We start from the raw sequence: 15665 nt of genomic DNA, 5'->3' as shown, positions 1-15665 counted from the left end.
TCCTAAATTAAGCCCGGCCATGCGAGGCGCGGCTTTGACGGGCAAGGCTGTCGACGATCACGGCGATGGCCAGAACCGCCCCGGTGATCATGTAGCGCAAGCTTGAGGACAGGTTCAGCAGGGTCAGCCCATTGGCAATCGACTGGATCACGATGATCCCCAGCAGTGCCGAGAACGCGGTGCCACGGCCACCGAACAGGCTTGTGCCGCCGATCACTGCCGCAGCAATAGCGTTCAGGTTGACGTCTCCGGTGCCCGCCTGTTGGCTGGACGAGGCAAGCCGGGCTGCCGACAGCACGCCGCCCAAAGCCGCAAGCCCCGAGCACAGCATAAATGCGCTGATATAGATGCCGCGCACATTGATGCCCGCCCGCCGCGCCGCTTCGGCATTGCCGCCCACGGCCTTCATCGAGCGGCCCCACTGCGTCCGAGTCAGCGCATAATTCATCGCCAGAACCAGTGCGACGAACAGCGCAAACATCCACGGCACACCCCGGCCAAGCGACAGGTAGGCAACGATCGCCAGCAAAGCGATGGTGGTCAGCACGGCTTTGATAAAAAGCCCCGTTGACGACCCCGCCGACAGATTGGCCGCCCTACGGCGCGCATTGGTCGACCGCCCCACCACCAGCATCACAATCCCCGGTATCAGCGCCAAAGTATAAGACAGCCACGACGGCAGGATCAAAAGCTGACCGAACTCAACCATTTTCGAGCCATACGGCAGGTTGATCGACCCGGTTGCGCCCAGCATGTACAACTGCAAGCCCAGCAGGGCCAAAAGCCCCGACAGGGTAGAGACGAAACTCGGCATCCCTAGGCGATTGCGCAGGGTGGCATAAACCGCGCCGATCAGCGCACCCAAGGCCACAGCAGTGCCAATCGCCACGGGCAAAGGCACGCCCTGATTGACCCAAAGCACCCCGATCAGCGCAGAACCCACCCCGCTCATCGAGCCCACCGACAGATCAATCTCGCCCAGCATCAGCACGCAGACGATGCCCAAGGCGATCACTCCGGTGGTGGAGCAATCAAACAGCAGGTTCACAAGGTTGTTCGGCGACAGGAAAATCGGGTTTAGGGCGGTGAACACCGTCCAGATGATCGCCAAGCCCACGACCACGGGCAAAGACCCCAGATCGCCGGATTTCACCCGATCCATAAACGCCTTGATGGTGCCGGAAAGCCCGGTGGCATGTGTCACGCGCGCGTCGGCGCGGTCTAGGTTTTGGCTCATAGCGGCTCTCCTGCGGCTTCACGCAACCGCTCGGCGCGGCGGGATACGGCGTTATCGGTGGCCCCGGTGATGGCGCCGACGAGTTCTTGATTGCTGGCATCCGGCGTAAACACACCGTTGTTGCGCCCCAAGCGCAGCACCACGATACGGTCGGCCACCGCGCGCACGTCTTCCATGTTATGGCTGATCATGATCACGCCCAGACCCTTATCGCGCACCCGCTCGACAAGGTTCAAAACCTCGGCAGTCTGCGCCACGCCCAAAGCGGCGGTCGGCTCATCCAGCATGATGATCTTCGGGTTCAGAAGCAGCGACCGCGCAATCGCGACGGTTTGGCGCTGACCACCTGACAAAGACGCAATCGGCTCACGCACCGAAGGGATGCGCGCGGCCAACTCATTCAGCAGGGTCCAAGCCCGAACCTCCATCGCGACCTCATCCAGCCGCAGCGGGTTCAATTCCTGCCCCAGAAAGATATTCGCCACCACGTCCAGGTTTTCGCACAGCGCCAAATCCTGAAACACCGTGGCAATGCCCAAGTGCAGCGCCGCGGCGGGGCTGGCCATCGTCACGGGTTTGCCCTGAAATTCGATACTGCCGGATGAGGCCTGATGCACGCCGGCCAGAACCTTCACCAGCGTCGATTTGCCAGCGCCATTGTCGCCGACTAAGGCCACGACCTCGCCTGCATGGATATCAAGGTCGATATCGGTCAGCGCCGAAACCGCGCCGAAATTCTTGGAAATACCGCGCAGGGAAAGCAGCAGCTCTCCGGGGGCTTTGCGGGTCTGGGATCGGTCCGACATGGCGGCTCCTTTTCAGATCAAAAGAAGCCGTCTGGGCCGGGGAGGGCGGCCCAGACGGCGGGGTTGCGGTTACTTGATGCCAAGCTCCGCGCAACCAGCGGCATAGCGATCCACACACAGTTCTGCTGCGGTCAGGATGCCCTTGTCGATGATCTCGGCTTTCAGGTTTTCGCGCGTTACAACGGCGGGCACGAACAACTGCGACGGGGTGTCATAGAGGCTCATCTCGGCTTTCGGAGTTTCGCCATTCAGGAACTGCACAGCGATATTGGCCGCAGCCGCAGCCACGATTTCCGAAGGTTTGGAAATCGTGTTGTACTGGTCGCCTGCAATGATCAGCTGCAGCGCCGCCAAGGTGGCATCGTTGCCCGTCACTGGTGGCACCGGATCAACGCCCGCCGCTTTGAACGCTGCAACCGCACCGCCGCCAGTGCCGTCATTCGCAGCCACCACACCGATGATATCCGCCCCGAACCGAGTGATTTGCCCCGCTGCCCATTCCTGTGCTTTCGGCGGTGCCCAATCCGGGGTATCGAACTCGGCCAAGGTGGCATAGCCCGACGAAGCAATACCCTCGTGGATACCATCTTTGATCAACCCGGCTGCCGCATCGGTGGGCGAGCCGTTGATCTGCAACACGCCGCCCTTGTCGGTGGGCAGGCCCAGATCTTTCAGATGCGCCATCAAAGATTCCGCAATCGCCTTGCCGATACCTTTGTTATCAAACGAAACATAGTAGTCAGCGGGCTTGTCCGGGATCGGGCGGTCATAGGCGATCACCTTGACGCCTTGGCTTTGCGCAATCGCCACCATCGCGGCGGCGGCACTGCTGTCGACCGGGTCCAGCACGATGACTTTCGCGCCTTGGGTGATCACCGAGTTGAACTGCTGTTGTTGCAGTGCCGCGTCCGCCGTGGCGTTTTGGTAGATCACCGTGCAATCGGCGCAGAGTTTTTTCATCTCGGCCTGAAAGCCGGGGAAATCGTGCTGCTCGTAACGAGTCGAGGCTTGGTCGGGCATCAAAAACGCCACCGTGCCAGCAGTTTGCGCGAAAGCCGCGCCCGAAATCAGGGCAGTCGACAGCGCCAAGGCCCCCGTCAGATGCGATGCAGAAAGTTTCATAGGTCGTCCTCCATGTTGACCGGTTTTGATGGAACCTCGCCGGCGCGGGTCAGCACCGCCGAGGCTTATCGGCTTGTCATCAGGCTAAGCGCGGCCTTGCGTGGGCAGTAGGGTTCTGCCACCGGGCCATTGCCGTCTGTAAAGCCGGATCTTCGCCAGAAGTTGCGCCTGCGGATTTCCTCCTGCCCGCAGGTTTGGCCTATGGCTGAATGGGCTCAGGCCGCGAGGGCCCCTTGTTGGTTCTCCGCCAGCAAGTCCCGAAACCGCGAGGGCGTCATGCCCTTTTGCGCCTGAAACTGCCGGTTAAAGTTGGATATGTTGTTGAAACCAGACGAGAAACACACATCGGTTATTTTCATCTCATCGCGACCCATCAGCAATTGGCAGGCCAGATTTATCCGTAAGCGGTTGACGTATTTCACCAAGGCTTGGCCGGTATGGCGGCGAAAGCTGCGCGAAAACGCCGAAGGCGAAAGCCCCGCAATCGCGGCTAGATCGCCTTCTGTGAACGGCTCGGTCAGGTTGGCGTTGATATAGGCCAGTGCCTCATTGATGCCCGTAGACATAAAGCCAGAAGGGTCGGGCAGATAGCTTGTCGAGGTCAGTGTGGCCACTTCGGCCCGCTGCAACAGGCCCAGCAATCCGATGAACACCTCAATCCGCCGGATGCCTTGCGCGGTCACAAGTTCGGCCAACATCGGCGCTGCGGCTTCGGCAGTGGCCGGGCTGAACAGAGCCCCCCGGCGGCTGGTTTCCAGCAACCCTTCACAGGCGGCCAATTCCGGCAGCAGTGCCATCGCATCGCCGATAAAGTCTTCGGTGAATTGCAACACCCGGCCCCGCAGCGGCACGCTTTCGCCCTCGGCCAGATGGCTGACCCAGTTGTGTGGCAGGTTCGGCCCGGTCAGCACGAGATTTCCCGGCTCAAAATTGCCAATGAAATCGCCGACGAAATAATGGCCCGACGTCGCCACCACATGATGAATTTCGTATTCCGGGTGAAAATGCCAGCGCACCGTGTGATACGGATAGCCATGCGCCCAGGCCTTGAAAGATTCCGACCGCCCGATTTGGACGACCTCTAGATCCGGTTTCATCCGCGTCTCCTCCCTGCGCAAATCCAGACTCAAGGCCCGGTGATTGCGTCGTCTTGCCCGGCAGGTTTCTCCGTGGCGTTTGACAAAGGTAACAGGGTAACACGGGGCAGACTACTACGGCAGGATGCGTCAGATGATACTTTTTTGCCGATTTGGCGCGAAGTTCGGCCACAATATTGCGATGCTTCGCTGAAGGCTGCAGTGATCAGGCGGCGGCGGCGGCGAAAGAATCAGCCTTTGCGGCCGAACTCGGCGGGCATTCACCCAGCCGAGTTTGGGCACCCTAGACCAAGGCGGCTGCAGGGGTTGGCTCACCAATCGACAGCATCAGGCGGTTGGCCCAGTTGAAAAACGCGGCCGACAACACCAGATCGACCTGCTCTTGCACATCAAATCCGGTGTCCAACAGGCTCGCCGCATTGGCGGCACTGAAGCCGGGCGGCGTCTGCGACAAAGCCGCAGCAGCCGAAACCACCGCGCCATTGCGCCCACGCAGCGGCGAGGGAATGCCCTCGTCCAGCAGCACAGTCACCTCATCGGCGCGTTTCAGATGGTGAATCGCAAAGCGCGCATGAACCGAGGCGCAGAAGATGCAGCCATTCAACCGCGATACCGCAGCGGCAGCCAGTTCCCGCTCGGCCCGAGGCAGCCCGCCCTTGGTGTTGTAAAAAATGTCCTTATCGGTACGGGTGCGTGCGCCCAAAACTTCCGGGTCATGCGCCAGCAGCATGAAATACTCGGATTTCGCGCGGGATTTATCCACCAACCCGGCCCAATGCTGCTCGGTCAGATCGGCCTCGGCCAAGGGCTGCAACCACGGCAGCCAGCCTAGTTCATCGGCGCTGAAGCTTGTGGGCTCATGATTGTCGGGGTGGGTGATCACGGTATCGGTCATAGTATCCTCACGCAGGAATGGCAGTGGTGGCACGATGGGAGACGGCGGCGGCAGCAACGGCGCGCAGGCCAGAGACGACACGGATTTGAAAGCTGAGGAACGCCACAAGCTGCGACAGCACAACGATACCCGTGGTGGTCCAGCCCGCATCCAGCAAGCCCTGCAGCCCCGCCTGCGAGGCATCACGCGGATGTAGCACCAACAGATGCGCCTGTTCCAAAGCGGCAGAAAGCCGATCCCCCAACACCGCCCGAACCTCGGAGGCGACGCGGTAAATCAGGCCGACGCGATCTTCAACAGACAGCGGGCCTTTCGGGAAGCGACCATAGGGGCCATTTGCCCGTGCCCCCTCAGCCTCCCGCAAAACCACTGCCGCAATCCCACCCGTATCGCTGCGCTCTAACAGCGCCCGATAATGCTCGCGGGTTTCCGGCTGATCATGCAGCACCGCGACAAATGCCGCGACGGCATGGCGTTCCAGCAGCGAAACCGCCCCTGCATCAACCGGATGCAGCAGCAGTTGATAGCTCCGCTCCGCCTGCCCTCGCGCCTCGCTGCGTGCGGCAAAGCTGCTGTCCAGCGGTGATCCGGGGTCAATGCCGACAAGGCGATCAATCAAGGTGGTCATGTGGATTCCTTCCTTCAAAACTTAAACAGCAGCAGTCCGCAGCCGCGCCGGATAGGGCGGGTCGATCCAGCCCAAAGCTGGGGCGACCTGCGCGGCGAACAATTCAATCGAGCGCAGGATGAAGTCATGCGGCGGGTCTATCGAATGGACCTGCACCGCAATTTCGGTGGCATGGTCCAGCACCCGGTCGGCGGCCAAAGACTCCGCCACCTCCTCCGGCGTGCCAACATGGCTGTCCATCGCGAAGATCAGATCATCCAGCGTATCGCCGGGAAAGACATGCCCAACCGATTGGAAATGCTGGGCAACCTTACGCAAACCAGCCTCAGCCAGAGCCCGCGCTTCGGCCCGGTTATCCGCCACGAACACCGAGCGCGAGGCCAGAATACGCGGTGAAACACCCGAGGGCAGATTGACGTGATAGGCTTCAACGATCGGCAGCTGCAGATCGGCAAGGCTCGCAAACGGCGTATCCTTGGGCCGAGGCTGCGTGCGCGACAACAGCAAGCCATCGCCCTCCTGCCCGGCCTTGATACCGCCGCCCGTGGAGAACGTCGCCTGCCACACCCGCCGCTCCAATCCATCGGCCGCAGGATAAAGCCGATTATCCCCCGGCAAAGCATCGCCCGCCCAAGCCTTGCGCAACGCCGCCAGATGCGCGTCATACACCCTACGCCGCTCTGCGAAATCCCGCCCGAAGGTCACGAAATTCGCAGGCGTGCCGCCCGATCCTACGCCCAGTTCCAGCCGCCCGCCCGACAGCGCATCGGTCACACTTGCGTCTTCGGCCACGCGCACCGGGTCCTCCATCGTCAGCGTCACCACCCCAGTACCCAACCGGATGCGAGAGGTTTGCGCGGCGACATAGGACAGGAACGGGAAAGGCGAGGGCAAACCGCCCTCTACCCCATTGAAATGGTGCTGTGCCACCCAAGCCGAATGATAACCAAGGGCTTCGGCATGGCGGATCTGGGCTGCAGCAAGCTGATAGCGCGCAGCGGGCGGGGCGTCATCCAAGGCGCGGGTGAAAAACCCGATGCGTTTGCGGCTCATGGTTCAGGCTCCTTGCAGGGTAGGGGCGCGCTTGGCCCCCGGAATGGCGTCGATCAGCGCGCAGGTGTGTTCCGACGCTGGATTGGCGAAGACCTGCGCCACCGGCCCAGTTTCCACTGGCTGACCTTTGTGCAGCACCGTCACGGTGTCCGCGATGGCACGCACCACCGAAAGGTCATGCGACACAAACAGATAGGTCAGCCCCAGATCGCGCTGCAGATCATCCAGCAGCCGCAGAATTTGCGCCTGTACAGTGACATCTAGTGCCGAAGCCGCCTCATCCAACACCACCACCTGCGGCTTCAGGATCAGGGCGCGGGCGATGGCGACGCGCTGCCTTTGCCCTCCCGAAAGCGCGGCAGGACGACGCGCCAGCACTTCGGGTGGCAAAGCCACGCGGTCCAGAATGGCGCGCACCCGCGCTTCACGTTCGGCTTTGGCCATAGGTTCAAAATTTGTCAGCGGCTCGGCGATGATTTGCCCCACGGTCTGGCGCGGGTCCAAAGACCCCCACGGGTTCTGATACACCAGTTGAATTTGCCGCCGAAACTGCCGCAAATCCTCGCCGCGCTGGGAGGTGATCTCTTGCCCACCAATCACAATCCGTCCCGAGGTCGGTCGCGCCAACCCGACAATCGCCCGCATCGCACTGGTCTTGCCCGAGCCACTTTCGCCGACAATCGCATGCGTCGTCCCGCGCGGCACAGAGAACGAAAGCCCATCCACCGCGCGAAACGTCTTCGCGCCGCGCTGCACAAACTCCACCCGCAAATCTTCGACCCGTACGGCGGTATTGCCACCCAGCGGCACAGGCCGCACCCGCGCAGTCGCAAAGGCCGGGGCATCGGCCAGCAACTGCCGGGCGTAAGCGCTGGAGGGCGCGCGCAGCACATCCGCCACCGCCCCCTGTTCCTGCACCCGCCCCGATTTCAGCACCACAATCCGGTCCGCCCGATCTGCCGCCACCGCCAGATCATGCGTGACCAACAACACCGCCGTCCCGGTCTTGCGCCGCAAATCGTCGATCAAATCAAGGATACGCCGCTGCACCGTGACATCCAGCGCACTGGTCGGCTCATCCGCGATGATCAGCGCGGGTTCCAAGGCGATGGCAATCGCGATCAGCACCCGCTGCTTCATCCCGCCCGACAACTCGTGTGGATATTGATCAAACCGCCGCTCCGGCTCACTCAGCCCCACGCGGCCAAGCAACTCGATCACCCGATCCCGGCGCAACGCGCGCGGCACACCATGCGCCGCCAGCACCTCAGAGACCTGCCCGCCAATCGTGCGCACCGGGTTCAGGGATGCGCCGGGATCTTGCGGGATCAGGCTGACCACGCGGCCCCGGATGCCGTTCAGCGCCGCATCGCCTAAGGCCGTCACCTCTTGCCCCAACAACCGGATCGAACCGCCCTCAATCCGCGCGCCTTCCGCCAGCAACCCGATCACCGACTGCGCCGTGGTGGTCTTGCCTGATCCACTTTCACCGACCAAAGTCACGACCTCACCCGCGCCGATGCTCAGCGAAAGATCATGCAGCACCTGCGTGCGCCCGCCATCAGGCGCCGCGTAAGACACCGATAAGTTACGGATTTCCAGAACGGGGTCGCTCATTGCAGCCTCCGGGTCAGCGCATGGCCGACGGCATTTGTCGCCAGCACCGTGGCAATCACCACCAAACCGGGGAACAGCGTCAGCCACCACGAGGTTGTCATGTAATTCCGCCCCTCGGCGATCATCAGGCCCCATTCCGGCGTGGGCGGCGGCGCACCATAGCCCAGAAATCCAAGGGTGGAGATTTGCAAAATCGCCCAACCAAACTGGATTGCCGCATAGGCCAGCACAGAGGTTAACGCGTTGGGCAAAACATGCCGCCACAGCACCGCAAAGAACCGCCCACCCGAGCCGAACGCTGCCTCGACGTAATCGCTGCGCCGCACCGTCACCACCTCGGCCCAGATCAGCCGCGCAAATCCGGCAACCGCAGTGACACCCACGGCCACCGCCACCTGCACGGTACCAAAGCCCAAGATCACGATCAGCGCCAGCGACAGCAGCAGCGCCGGGATCGAGAGCAGCACGTCGATCAGCCGCAAAATCGCCTGCTCAACCCAGCCGCCCACCGACCCGGCCAGCACGCCCAACAACGAGCCAACCGACAGCCCAACCGCCACCGCCACTACAGCGCCCGCCAGCGATTGCCGCGCGCCAAAGATCAGCCGCGCCAGCACATCACGGCCCAATTCATCGCTGCCCAACCAATGTGCGGCCCCCGGTGCTTGCAATTTGTCGGCGGGCAGACCCGCCACCGGGTTGAAACTGGTGAAGGCGCTGGGCAGCATAGCCCACAGCGTCACCACGGCCAGCACCGCGACGGCCAAGGCCAGTCCGGGGCGGATCGCGACATGCAATCGGGGCAGGGTGCGGCTCCGGCGGGGCAAAAGCGTATCCTGAAGGGTCATGCTGCAAGACTCCGTTGGCTGCGCAGGCGAGGATCAATCGCCAGCGACACAAGATCGACAAGAAAGGAAATCGCGACAAAACCCGCCGCCGAAATCAGCACAATCGCCTGCAACACCGCAATGTCCTGCGTGCGCACAGATCGCTCCGCCAACCGCCCCAAACCATTCAGGCCAAATACGGTTTCCGTGACCACCGCCCCTGCAATCAATTCACCCAGCAGCACGCCCGCAATCGCCAGCGTCGGCAAAGCCGCGTTGCGCAGCACATGGCCCCACAATACCGCCCCGCGCGACAGCCCCTTCGCGCGGGCCACCGGAACAAAAGCGCGGGTCGAGACATCCTCGATATTGCGGATCAGAATTTGCGCAATCGGGGCAGCAATCGGTAGCGCCAGGGTCAGCACAGGCAACACCAGCTTTTCCCACGGCCCCGGCGCAATCACCGAAACCCAACCCAGCTTGAACGACACCAGTTGAATAAGCGTGATGCCGACCCAGAACACCGGAACCGACACCATCAGCGCGGGTACAGACCCGATCCAACGCCGCAGCGCAGAAAATGGCCCCAAAACCGCCCCCCATGCCAGCATGAACGCCAGCCCAAGCGCAGTCAGCAGGCCCAAACCCGCCAGCAACAAGGTCGGCGGCAGGTTGGTGGCAATCTCTTGCGCCACAGGCACGCCCGATTGCACCGAATAGCCGAAATCGCCCGACAGCACCGCCAGCAGGGATTGAGCATACTGCACCGGGATTGGCGAATCTGATCCATAAAACACCCGGATGCGGGCAATATCTTCCGGCGTCATCCCCATTTCTGGGTTCAGAAATCGGATCAACACTGCATCCCCCGGCATCATCTGCACCAGAATGAACGAGATGGTGAAGGTGGCCAGCAGCACCAAGGCGCCCTGCGCCAGCCGTGAAATCAGATGTGTCATGGGGGTGTCTCCGGGAATAAAACCGCGCGCCCGGAGGGGACGGGCGCGCGGGTCGAGGCGTCATTGCGTGGCGTTGTCTTTGGAAACATTGTAGAAAGACGGACGCCCGACAGCCTCGAACGCAACGCCGCTGATAGTGGGCGCAGCGGCAAACACTTGCGGTTCTTCAAAGATCGGAATCGCATAGGCCTGATCAATCACATAGCCCTGCACATCGCCGACCAGTGCCAACCGCTTGGCAGGATCAACTTCCGAAGCAATCCCCTCCAGCAGTGCGTTCAACTTGGCATCGCTGAAGCTTTTCACCTCAGTCGCCACACCGCCGGTTTGCAGCAGCACATTGCGGTTGGTCGGATAGTATTGGCTCTTGATCACATCCGGGTCAGCACGGCCCACCATCGCAGGGGCCACCGGGGTTTTCGCCGGGTCCAGATTGTCCACGGTCGCTGTCCCGGCATCGCCCGGCAGCACGTTCAACGTCACCCCTAGCTTGGCCCATTGCTGCGAAATCAGTTGCAGCGCCGCGCGGTTTTGCGGCTGCGGCAGCGATTCATAGGCGGTCAAGATCAACTCCTGACCGTCCTTCTCGCGCTTGCCCGCTGCGTTTAGCACCCAGCCTGCCTCATCCAGCAGCTTCGCCGCCAGCACCGGATCAAACGCCAGCTTGTCGGCCAGATTGACATAGCCTTTCGCGGTTGAGGCCAGAATCGAGGTCGCCTGCCGGTAATGTTCCGAGAAGATTGTTGAGACGATTTCCTTGGTATCGGTGCCATGCAGCAACGCCTGCCGCACCTTCACATCGGCCACGAGGGGGTTATCCGGTCGGAACACCACCGAATTGTTGATCCCCCGCGTCGGCGGCGCGAACAGTTGGAACCCCGCGCTGGTAATCTGCGCCTCATCATAGGCCTGAATCTGCCGCACCACATCGGCCTGCCCCGACAGCAGCGCGCCGATCCGCACCGAATCCTCCGGCACGATCAGCAGGCGGATTTCATCTAAATATGCCCGACCCTGATGCGCAGAGCTTTTCGGGGCCCAGTTGTAATCCTCGCGCGCCTTGAACAAAATCTCGGTGCCGACCGTCTCGCTTTCGACCACAAATGGCCCCGAGCCGATCACTTTGGTCGCATCGCCCAATTCATCGAACTTCCGCGCCAAAGTCGCTTGCGCCACCAAACCCGAGCCGATCACCGAAGTGCCCTGCAAGAACCCCGGCGAGGGTTTCTTAAAGGTGAATTTCACCGTCAGCGGATCAATCACCTCGGATTTCTCATAGTTGTTCAGCACTTCCGAAGGCCGGAAATTCTGCTCCGGCTTGCCCAAGCCATAGCTGTCGAAATTCGCCGCCACCGCTGCCGCATCCAGCGGCGTGTCGTCCGAGAAGGTGACACCGGGGCGCAGCTTGAAGGTGAACTCAGTGAAATCGGCGTTGATCTGCCACGACTCGGCAATCCACGGCTCAATTTCCAAAGTCGCCGGGTTCTGCCAAGTCAGCTTGTCGGTGATCTGGTTCAGCACTCCGCTGTTCGGGTAAAATCCGCCCGATGGTGGATACAGCGCGGTATGCGCTTGCTGATCCAGATAAATCAACGTGCCGCCCTGTACAGGCACGCTGTCAGCCTGCGCGCCCAGCGGCAGCACAAAGGCCGTGGCCGCAGCCAGCAGCGCGCGGCGGGAAAGTTTGAAAGAAGACAGCGACATGGTCTGATCCTTGATGGTGGCAACGCGGCCAGTCAGCCGCCGATGCCCAAGACTAGACCTTTCAAGGATAAAACACGATGAAAAAGGTCGTGTTATTTTTCAACTCCGACAGCAACCCTATGCTGCCCAACCACGCCTTGCCGAAAGTTTTGTCTTTCAGCGCGATCACCACGCTTGAACCCCCGAGTCGCAAATCTCCAACCGATCCTCACCTAAGGCACCCGCGCCAGCCCCGCCTTCACCCGCCGCAGCGGGATCGAGGATTCAATTGACGCCACCCCGCGCACCTTGGTCAATCGCCCCACCAGAAACCGCTCAAACTCCGGCAGACCCGTGGTCGCCACCCGCAGCAGATAATCGCGATTGCCCGTCATCAGCCAGCAATCCACCACCTCGGGAAAGCCCGCAACCGCCGCTTCAAACGTCGCCAGTGCCTCATCGACTTGCTTATCTAACTGCACTGAAACGAACACCGACACGCCAAAACCCAACGCCGCCTCGTCGATCAGCGCGGCATAGCCGGTAATAATCTGGGCCTGCTCCAACAGCCGCAAGCGTCGCGCCACGGGGGATGGGCTCAGGCCAATCTGCGCACTCAGATCATGGATCGTCAGCCGACCATTCTTCTGCAAGGCCCGCAGAATTTCGGTATCAAAGCGATCCGGTGTGGCGGACATCGTTACAACTCTCGCATTCATTGCTGATTTCCACCAACTATCAGGCCAATACTGCTTAATAAAGCCGAGATTCACCTGACGATTGGCGATATACCACAATCAAGACCACAGCCAACGCAGGAAATCGCCGCAATGCTCCATCTGAAGACTATTGAACAACGCCTGTTGTGGCTGTCGCATTGGATGATCCACCACGCCAACCACATCCGTCCGAAGGAGGATGCGATCAAAATCGGTGGGCATCAGGCCTCGTCCGCTTCGATGGTGTCGATCATGACCGCGCTGTATTTCTCGGCACTGCGGCCCGAAGATCGGGTGGCGGTGAAACCCCACGCCTCGCCGATTTTCCACGCCATGCACTATCTGATGGGCAATCTCCCGGTCGAGAAGATGCAGAACTTCCGCGGCTTTCACGGCGTGCAAAGCTATCCCAGCCGCACCAAAGACGGCGATGATGTAGATTTCTCAACGGGTTCGGTGGGGCTTGGGGTGGCAATCACCTCATTTGCCTCCATTGTGCAAGACTACATCACGGCCAAGACTTGGGGGCAGGGCCTGCCGTTGGGCCGAATGGTGGCGCTGGTTGGCGATGCCGAACTGGACGAGGGCAATATCTACGAATGTCTACAAGAAGGCTGGAAACACGATCTGCGCAACACCTGGTGGATCATCGACTATAACCGCCAGTCGCTGGACGGTATCGTGCGCGAAGGGCTGTTCGAGCGCATTGAAAAAATATTTCAAGCTTTCAGCTGGCAGGTGATCCGCATCAAATACGGTGCCCTGCAACGCGCCGCATTTTCCGAACCCGGAGGTGCGGCGTTGCGGGATTGGATCGACGCCTGCCCGAACCAGCTTTACGCAGCACTGACCTTTCAGGGCGGCGCTGTCTGGCGACAACACCTGCTCGACGATCTTGGAGATCAGGGCGATGTCAGCGCCTTGATCGCGCGCCGCACCGATGCTGAACTGGCAGCCTTAATGGAAAACCTCGGCGGCAACTGCGTGCAAACCATGGCCGAAACCTTCGCCGCCATAGATCACGACCGCCCGACCTGCTTTCTCGCCTATACGATCAAAGGCTGGGGCACCCCGATTGCAGGCCACAAAGACAACCACGGCGGCCTGATGACCAAGGCGCAGATGGCCGAGTGGCAGACGCATATGGGCGTGTCAGAGGGACAGGAGTGGGAACCCTTCGCCACAGTCCCCGATCACGCCGCCCTGCAAACCTTCCTGTCAAACGTCCCGTTCTTCGCCAAAGGCGCGCGCCAATTCACCGACGCCATCCTAGCCGTCCCCCATATCACCGCTGGATCAGACCGCGATATCTCCACCCAGATGGGCTTTGGCAAAATCCTCGATGATCTGGCGAAGGGCGACTCCGATCTCGCCGCCCGCATCGTCACCACCTCGCCAGATGTGACGGGCACCACCAACCTTGGCCCTTGGGTCAACCGCCGCAAACTGTTCGCCCGCACCGCACAGGCCGACACCTTTCAGGATCAGAAAATCGCCTCCACCGCGAAATGGGATTTCACCCCCGCAGGCCAGCATATCGAGTTGGGGATTGCCGAAATGAACCTGTTCCTGCTGCTGGGGGCGGCTGGCCTGTCGCACGCCTTGTTCGGCAAACGCCTGATACCCATCGGCACGGTCTATGATCCCTTCGTCGCCCGCGGCCTCGATGCGCTGAACTACGCTTGCTACCAAGACGCCCGCTTTATCATCGTCGGCACCCCGTCGGGCGTCACCCTCGCCCCCGAAGGCGGCGCGCATCAATCCATTGCAGCCCCCCTCATCGGCATGGCGCAAGACGGCCTCGCCGCCTTCGAGCCTGCCTTCGTCGATGAACTGGCGGTGATCATGGCTTGGGCCTTCGACTACCTGCAACGCGACGGCGCGGGCGACCCGGATGAGCGCACATGGCTGCGCGATGAAACCGGCGGCGCGGTCTATCTGCGGCTGTCCACCAATCCCATCGAGCAACCCGGCCAACGCGCCGACCAAGCCTTCCGCCAGGGGGCCATCGACGGCGGATACTGGCTGCGCCCGCCGGGGCCAAACTGCGATGTGGTGATCGCCTACCAGGGCGTTATCGCGCCTGAAGCGATCAAGGCCGCGGGCCTAATCGCCGAAACCCGCCGCGACGTTGGCGTGCTGGCAGTAACGTCCGCAGATCGGCTGAACGCAGGCTGGACCGCCGCGCAACGCGCCCGCGCCCGCGGCAATCCTGCCGCGATTTCGCACATCGAGCACCTGCTCAGCCCCTTGCCCGCGCATTGCACCCTGCTGACAGTGATCGACGGCCATCCGGCCACCTTGGCGTGGCTCGGCGGGGTGCGCGGCCATCGCACCATCCCGCTTGGCGTCGAGCATTTCGGCCAAACCGGCACGATTGGCGATCTCTACCGCCATTTCGGCATCGACGCCGCCAGCATGGTCGAACGCATCGCAGGCCTCACCGCAGGTGCGCGCCCCGCAGGCCACTAGCCCGCCGCGCCATCCTGCTTCAAAATAACCATCGTCGTGGTCTCCGCCACGGCGGGGATGGATTGCAGCACATCGCGGATAAACACCCCCAACGCCTCAATATCGCGCACCCAGATCCGCAGCATGTAATCCAGATTACCCGTCACCAGCAGGCACTCGGTAATCTCGGGATGCCGCGCCACCGCCGACAGAAACTCCCGCGTGCCCTCCGGCCCATGCCGCGCAAGTCGCACCGACACCAGCACGCACACGTTCAGCCCCAACGCGCGACGGTCAATCTGCGCCGCATAGCCGGTGATCACCCCGGCCTCCTCCATCCGCTTCACCCGCCGCCCGCACGGCGTCGGCGACAGCCCCACCCGATCCGCCAGATCCAGCATCGAAATCCGCCCGTCCCGCCGCAGCACATCCAAAATCCGATGATCAATCGAGTCGAGATCAAGCATAGGGAAAATCTCTCATAAATTGCCAATCCTGAGAGAATATCTGCAAGAAATACACCAATCGCGCAAGTATTTGCAGAGTTTCACCGCAAATCTTGCCCTAATCT

14 protein-coding genes are annotated in these 15665 nt (G+C 61.6%); 1 reads left to right on the top strand and 13 read right to left on the bottom strand.

Annotated elements, in window-relative coordinates; all coding sequences use genetic code 11:
* Positions 1-7: 7 nt before the first annotated feature.
* The 12 genes from AKV04_RS12160 to AKV04_RS12105 form a co-directional block, all read right to left on the bottom strand.
* A complete protein-coding gene (locus AKV04_RS12160; RefSeq protein ID WP_054006678.1) occupies positions 8-1237 on the bottom strand; it encodes a sugar ABC transporter permease in 1230 nt (409 codons plus the stop codon).
* Entirely contained in the window at positions 1234-2043 is an 810-nt protein-coding gene (locus AKV04_RS12155) for an ATP-binding cassette domain-containing protein (protein ID WP_054006677.1), read from the bottom strand. The genes AKV04_RS12160 and AKV04_RS12155 overlap by 4 nt, the downstream gene beginning before the upstream one ends.
* Before the next feature lie 69 nt (positions 2044-2112).
* Positions 2113-3165, bottom strand: a complete 1053-nt coding sequence (locus tag AKV04_RS12150; protein WP_054006676.1) for an ABC transporter substrate-binding protein — start codon at positions 3163-3165, stop codon at positions 2113-2115.
* A gap of 215 nt (positions 3166-3380) precedes the next feature.
* Positions 3381-4262 carry an AraC family transcriptional regulator gene (locus tag AKV04_RS12145; RefSeq protein WP_054006675.1) on the bottom strand — a complete coding sequence of 294 codons (882 nt, stop codon included), beginning with the start codon at positions 4260-4262 and terminating at the stop codon, positions 3381-3383.
* Between the two features lie 283 nt (positions 4263-4545).
* Complete coding sequence (locus AKV04_RS12140; RefSeq protein WP_054006674.1) at positions 4546-5157, bottom strand: alkylhydroperoxidase domain protein; 612 nt, start codon at positions 5155-5157, stop codon at positions 4546-4548.
* 7 nt (positions 5158-5164) lie between these two features.
* A complete protein-coding gene (locus AKV04_RS12135; protein WP_054006673.1) occupies positions 5165-5785 on the bottom strand; it encodes a CMD domain protein in 621 nt (206 codons plus the stop codon).
* Between the two features lie 21 nt (positions 5786-5806).
* On the bottom strand, positions 5807-6838 hold the full coding sequence (locus AKV04_RS12130) for a putative FMN-dependent luciferase-like monooxygenase (RefSeq protein WP_054006672.1): 1032 nt from the start codon (positions 6836-6838) through the stop codon (positions 5807-5809).
* A 3-nt stretch (positions 6839-6841) separates the two neighbouring features.
* Positions 6842-8455 carry a dipeptide ABC transporter ATP-binding protein gene (locus AKV04_RS12125; RefSeq protein ID WP_054006671.1) on the bottom strand — a complete coding sequence of 538 codons (1614 nt, stop codon included), beginning with the start codon at positions 8453-8455 and terminating at the stop codon, positions 6842-6844.
* Entirely contained in the window at positions 8452-9303 is an 852-nt protein-coding gene (locus AKV04_RS27560; protein ID WP_054006670.1) for an ABC transporter permease, read from the bottom strand. The genes AKV04_RS12125 and AKV04_RS27560 overlap by 4 nt, the downstream gene beginning before the upstream one ends.
* A complete protein-coding gene (locus AKV04_RS12115) occupies positions 9300-10241 on the bottom strand; it encodes an ABC transporter permease (protein ID WP_054006669.1) in 942 nt (313 codons plus the stop codon). Before AKV04_RS12115 ends, AKV04_RS27560 begins: the two co-directional genes overlap by 4 nt.
* Positions 10242-10301: 60 nt before the next feature.
* A complete protein-coding gene (locus tag AKV04_RS12110) occupies positions 10302-11945 on the bottom strand; it encodes a TIGR04028 family ABC transporter substrate-binding protein (protein WP_054006668.1) in 1644 nt (547 codons plus the stop codon).
* Positions 11946-12157: 212 nt separating this feature from the next.
* Positions 12158-12622 (bottom strand): Lrp/AsnC family transcriptional regulator, encoded by a 465-nt coding sequence (locus AKV04_RS12105; protein ID WP_054006667.1) that lies wholly within the window; start codon positions 12620-12622, stop codon positions 12158-12160.
* Positions 12623-12754: 132 nt separating this feature from the next.
* Here AKV04_RS12105 and AKV04_RS12100 point away from each other — a divergent pair, with 132 nt between their 5' ends.
* Entirely contained in the window at positions 12755-15115 is a 2361-nt protein-coding gene (locus tag AKV04_RS12100) for a transketolase (RefSeq protein WP_082351622.1), read from the top strand.
* Here AKV04_RS12100 and AKV04_RS12095 read toward each other — a convergent pair.
* Positions 15112-15561, bottom strand: a complete 450-nt coding sequence (locus tag AKV04_RS12095) for an Lrp/AsnC family transcriptional regulator (RefSeq protein ID WP_054006665.1) — start codon at positions 15559-15561, stop codon at positions 15112-15114. The genes AKV04_RS12100 and AKV04_RS12095 overlap by 4 nt on opposite strands.
* Between the last annotated feature and the right edge of the window lie 104 nt (positions 15562-15665).

The sequence above is a fragment of the Cypionkella psychrotolerans genome (assembly GCF_001294535.1).
Classification (GTDB): Bacteria; Pseudomonadota; Alphaproteobacteria; order Rhodobacterales; family Rhodobacteraceae; genus Cypionkella; species Cypionkella psychrotolerans.
Note: the sequence above shows the minus strand (reverse complement) of the source record. Positions and strands in the feature narration are given on the sequence as shown.

Excerpts from the sequence above, each read along its gene's own strand:
- AKV04_RS12160 (WP_054006678.1), bottom strand. The coding sequence starts at position 1,237 with ATGAGCCAAAACCTAGACCGCGCCGACGCGCGCGTGACACATGCCACC.
- AKV04_RS12155 (WP_054006677.1), bottom strand. The coding sequence starts at position 2,043 with ATGTCGGACCGATCCCAGACCCGCAAAGCCCCCGGAGAGCTGCTGCTT.
- AKV04_RS12150 (WP_054006676.1), bottom strand. The coding sequence starts at position 3,165 with ATGAAACTTTCTGCATCGCATCTGACGGGGGCCTTGGCGCTGTCGACT.
- AKV04_RS12145 (WP_054006675.1), bottom strand. The coding sequence starts at position 4,262 with ATGAAACCGGATCTAGAGGTCGTCCAAATCGGGCGGTCGGAATCTTTC.
- AKV04_RS12140 (WP_054006674.1), bottom strand. The coding sequence starts at position 5,157 with ATGACCGATACCGTGATCACCCACCCCGACAATCATGAGCCCACAAGC.
- AKV04_RS12135 (WP_054006673.1), bottom strand. The coding sequence starts at position 5,785 with ATGACCACCTTGATTGATCGCCTTGTCGGCATTGACCCCGGATCACCG.
- AKV04_RS12130 (WP_054006672.1), bottom strand. The coding sequence starts at position 6,838 with ATGAGCCGCAAACGCATCGGGTTTTTCACCCGCGCCTTGGATGACGCC.
- AKV04_RS12125 (WP_054006671.1), bottom strand. The coding sequence starts at position 8,455 with ATGAGCGACCCCGTTCTGGAAATCCGTAACTTATCGGTGTCTTACGCG.
- AKV04_RS27560 (WP_054006670.1), bottom strand. The coding sequence starts at position 9,303 with ATGACCCTTCAGGATACGCTTTTGCCCCGCCGGAGCCGCACCCTGCCC.
- AKV04_RS12115 (WP_054006669.1), bottom strand. The coding sequence starts at position 10,241 with ATGACACATCTGATTTCACGGCTGGCGCAGGGCGCCTTGGTGCTGCTG.
- AKV04_RS12110 (WP_054006668.1), bottom strand. The coding sequence starts at position 11,945 with ATGTCGCTGTCTTCTTTCAAACTTTCCCGCCGCGCGCTGCTGGCTGCG.
- AKV04_RS12105 (WP_054006667.1), bottom strand. The coding sequence starts at position 12,622 with ATGTCCGCCACACCGGATCGCTTTGATACCGAAATTCTGCGGGCCTTG.
- AKV04_RS12100 (WP_082351622.1), top strand. The coding sequence starts at position 12,755 with ATGCTCCATCTGAAGACTATTGAACAACGCCTGTTGTGGCTGTCGCAT.
- AKV04_RS12095 (WP_054006665.1), bottom strand. The coding sequence starts at position 15,561 with ATGCTTGATCTCGACTCGATTGATCATCGGATTTTGGATGTGCTGCGG.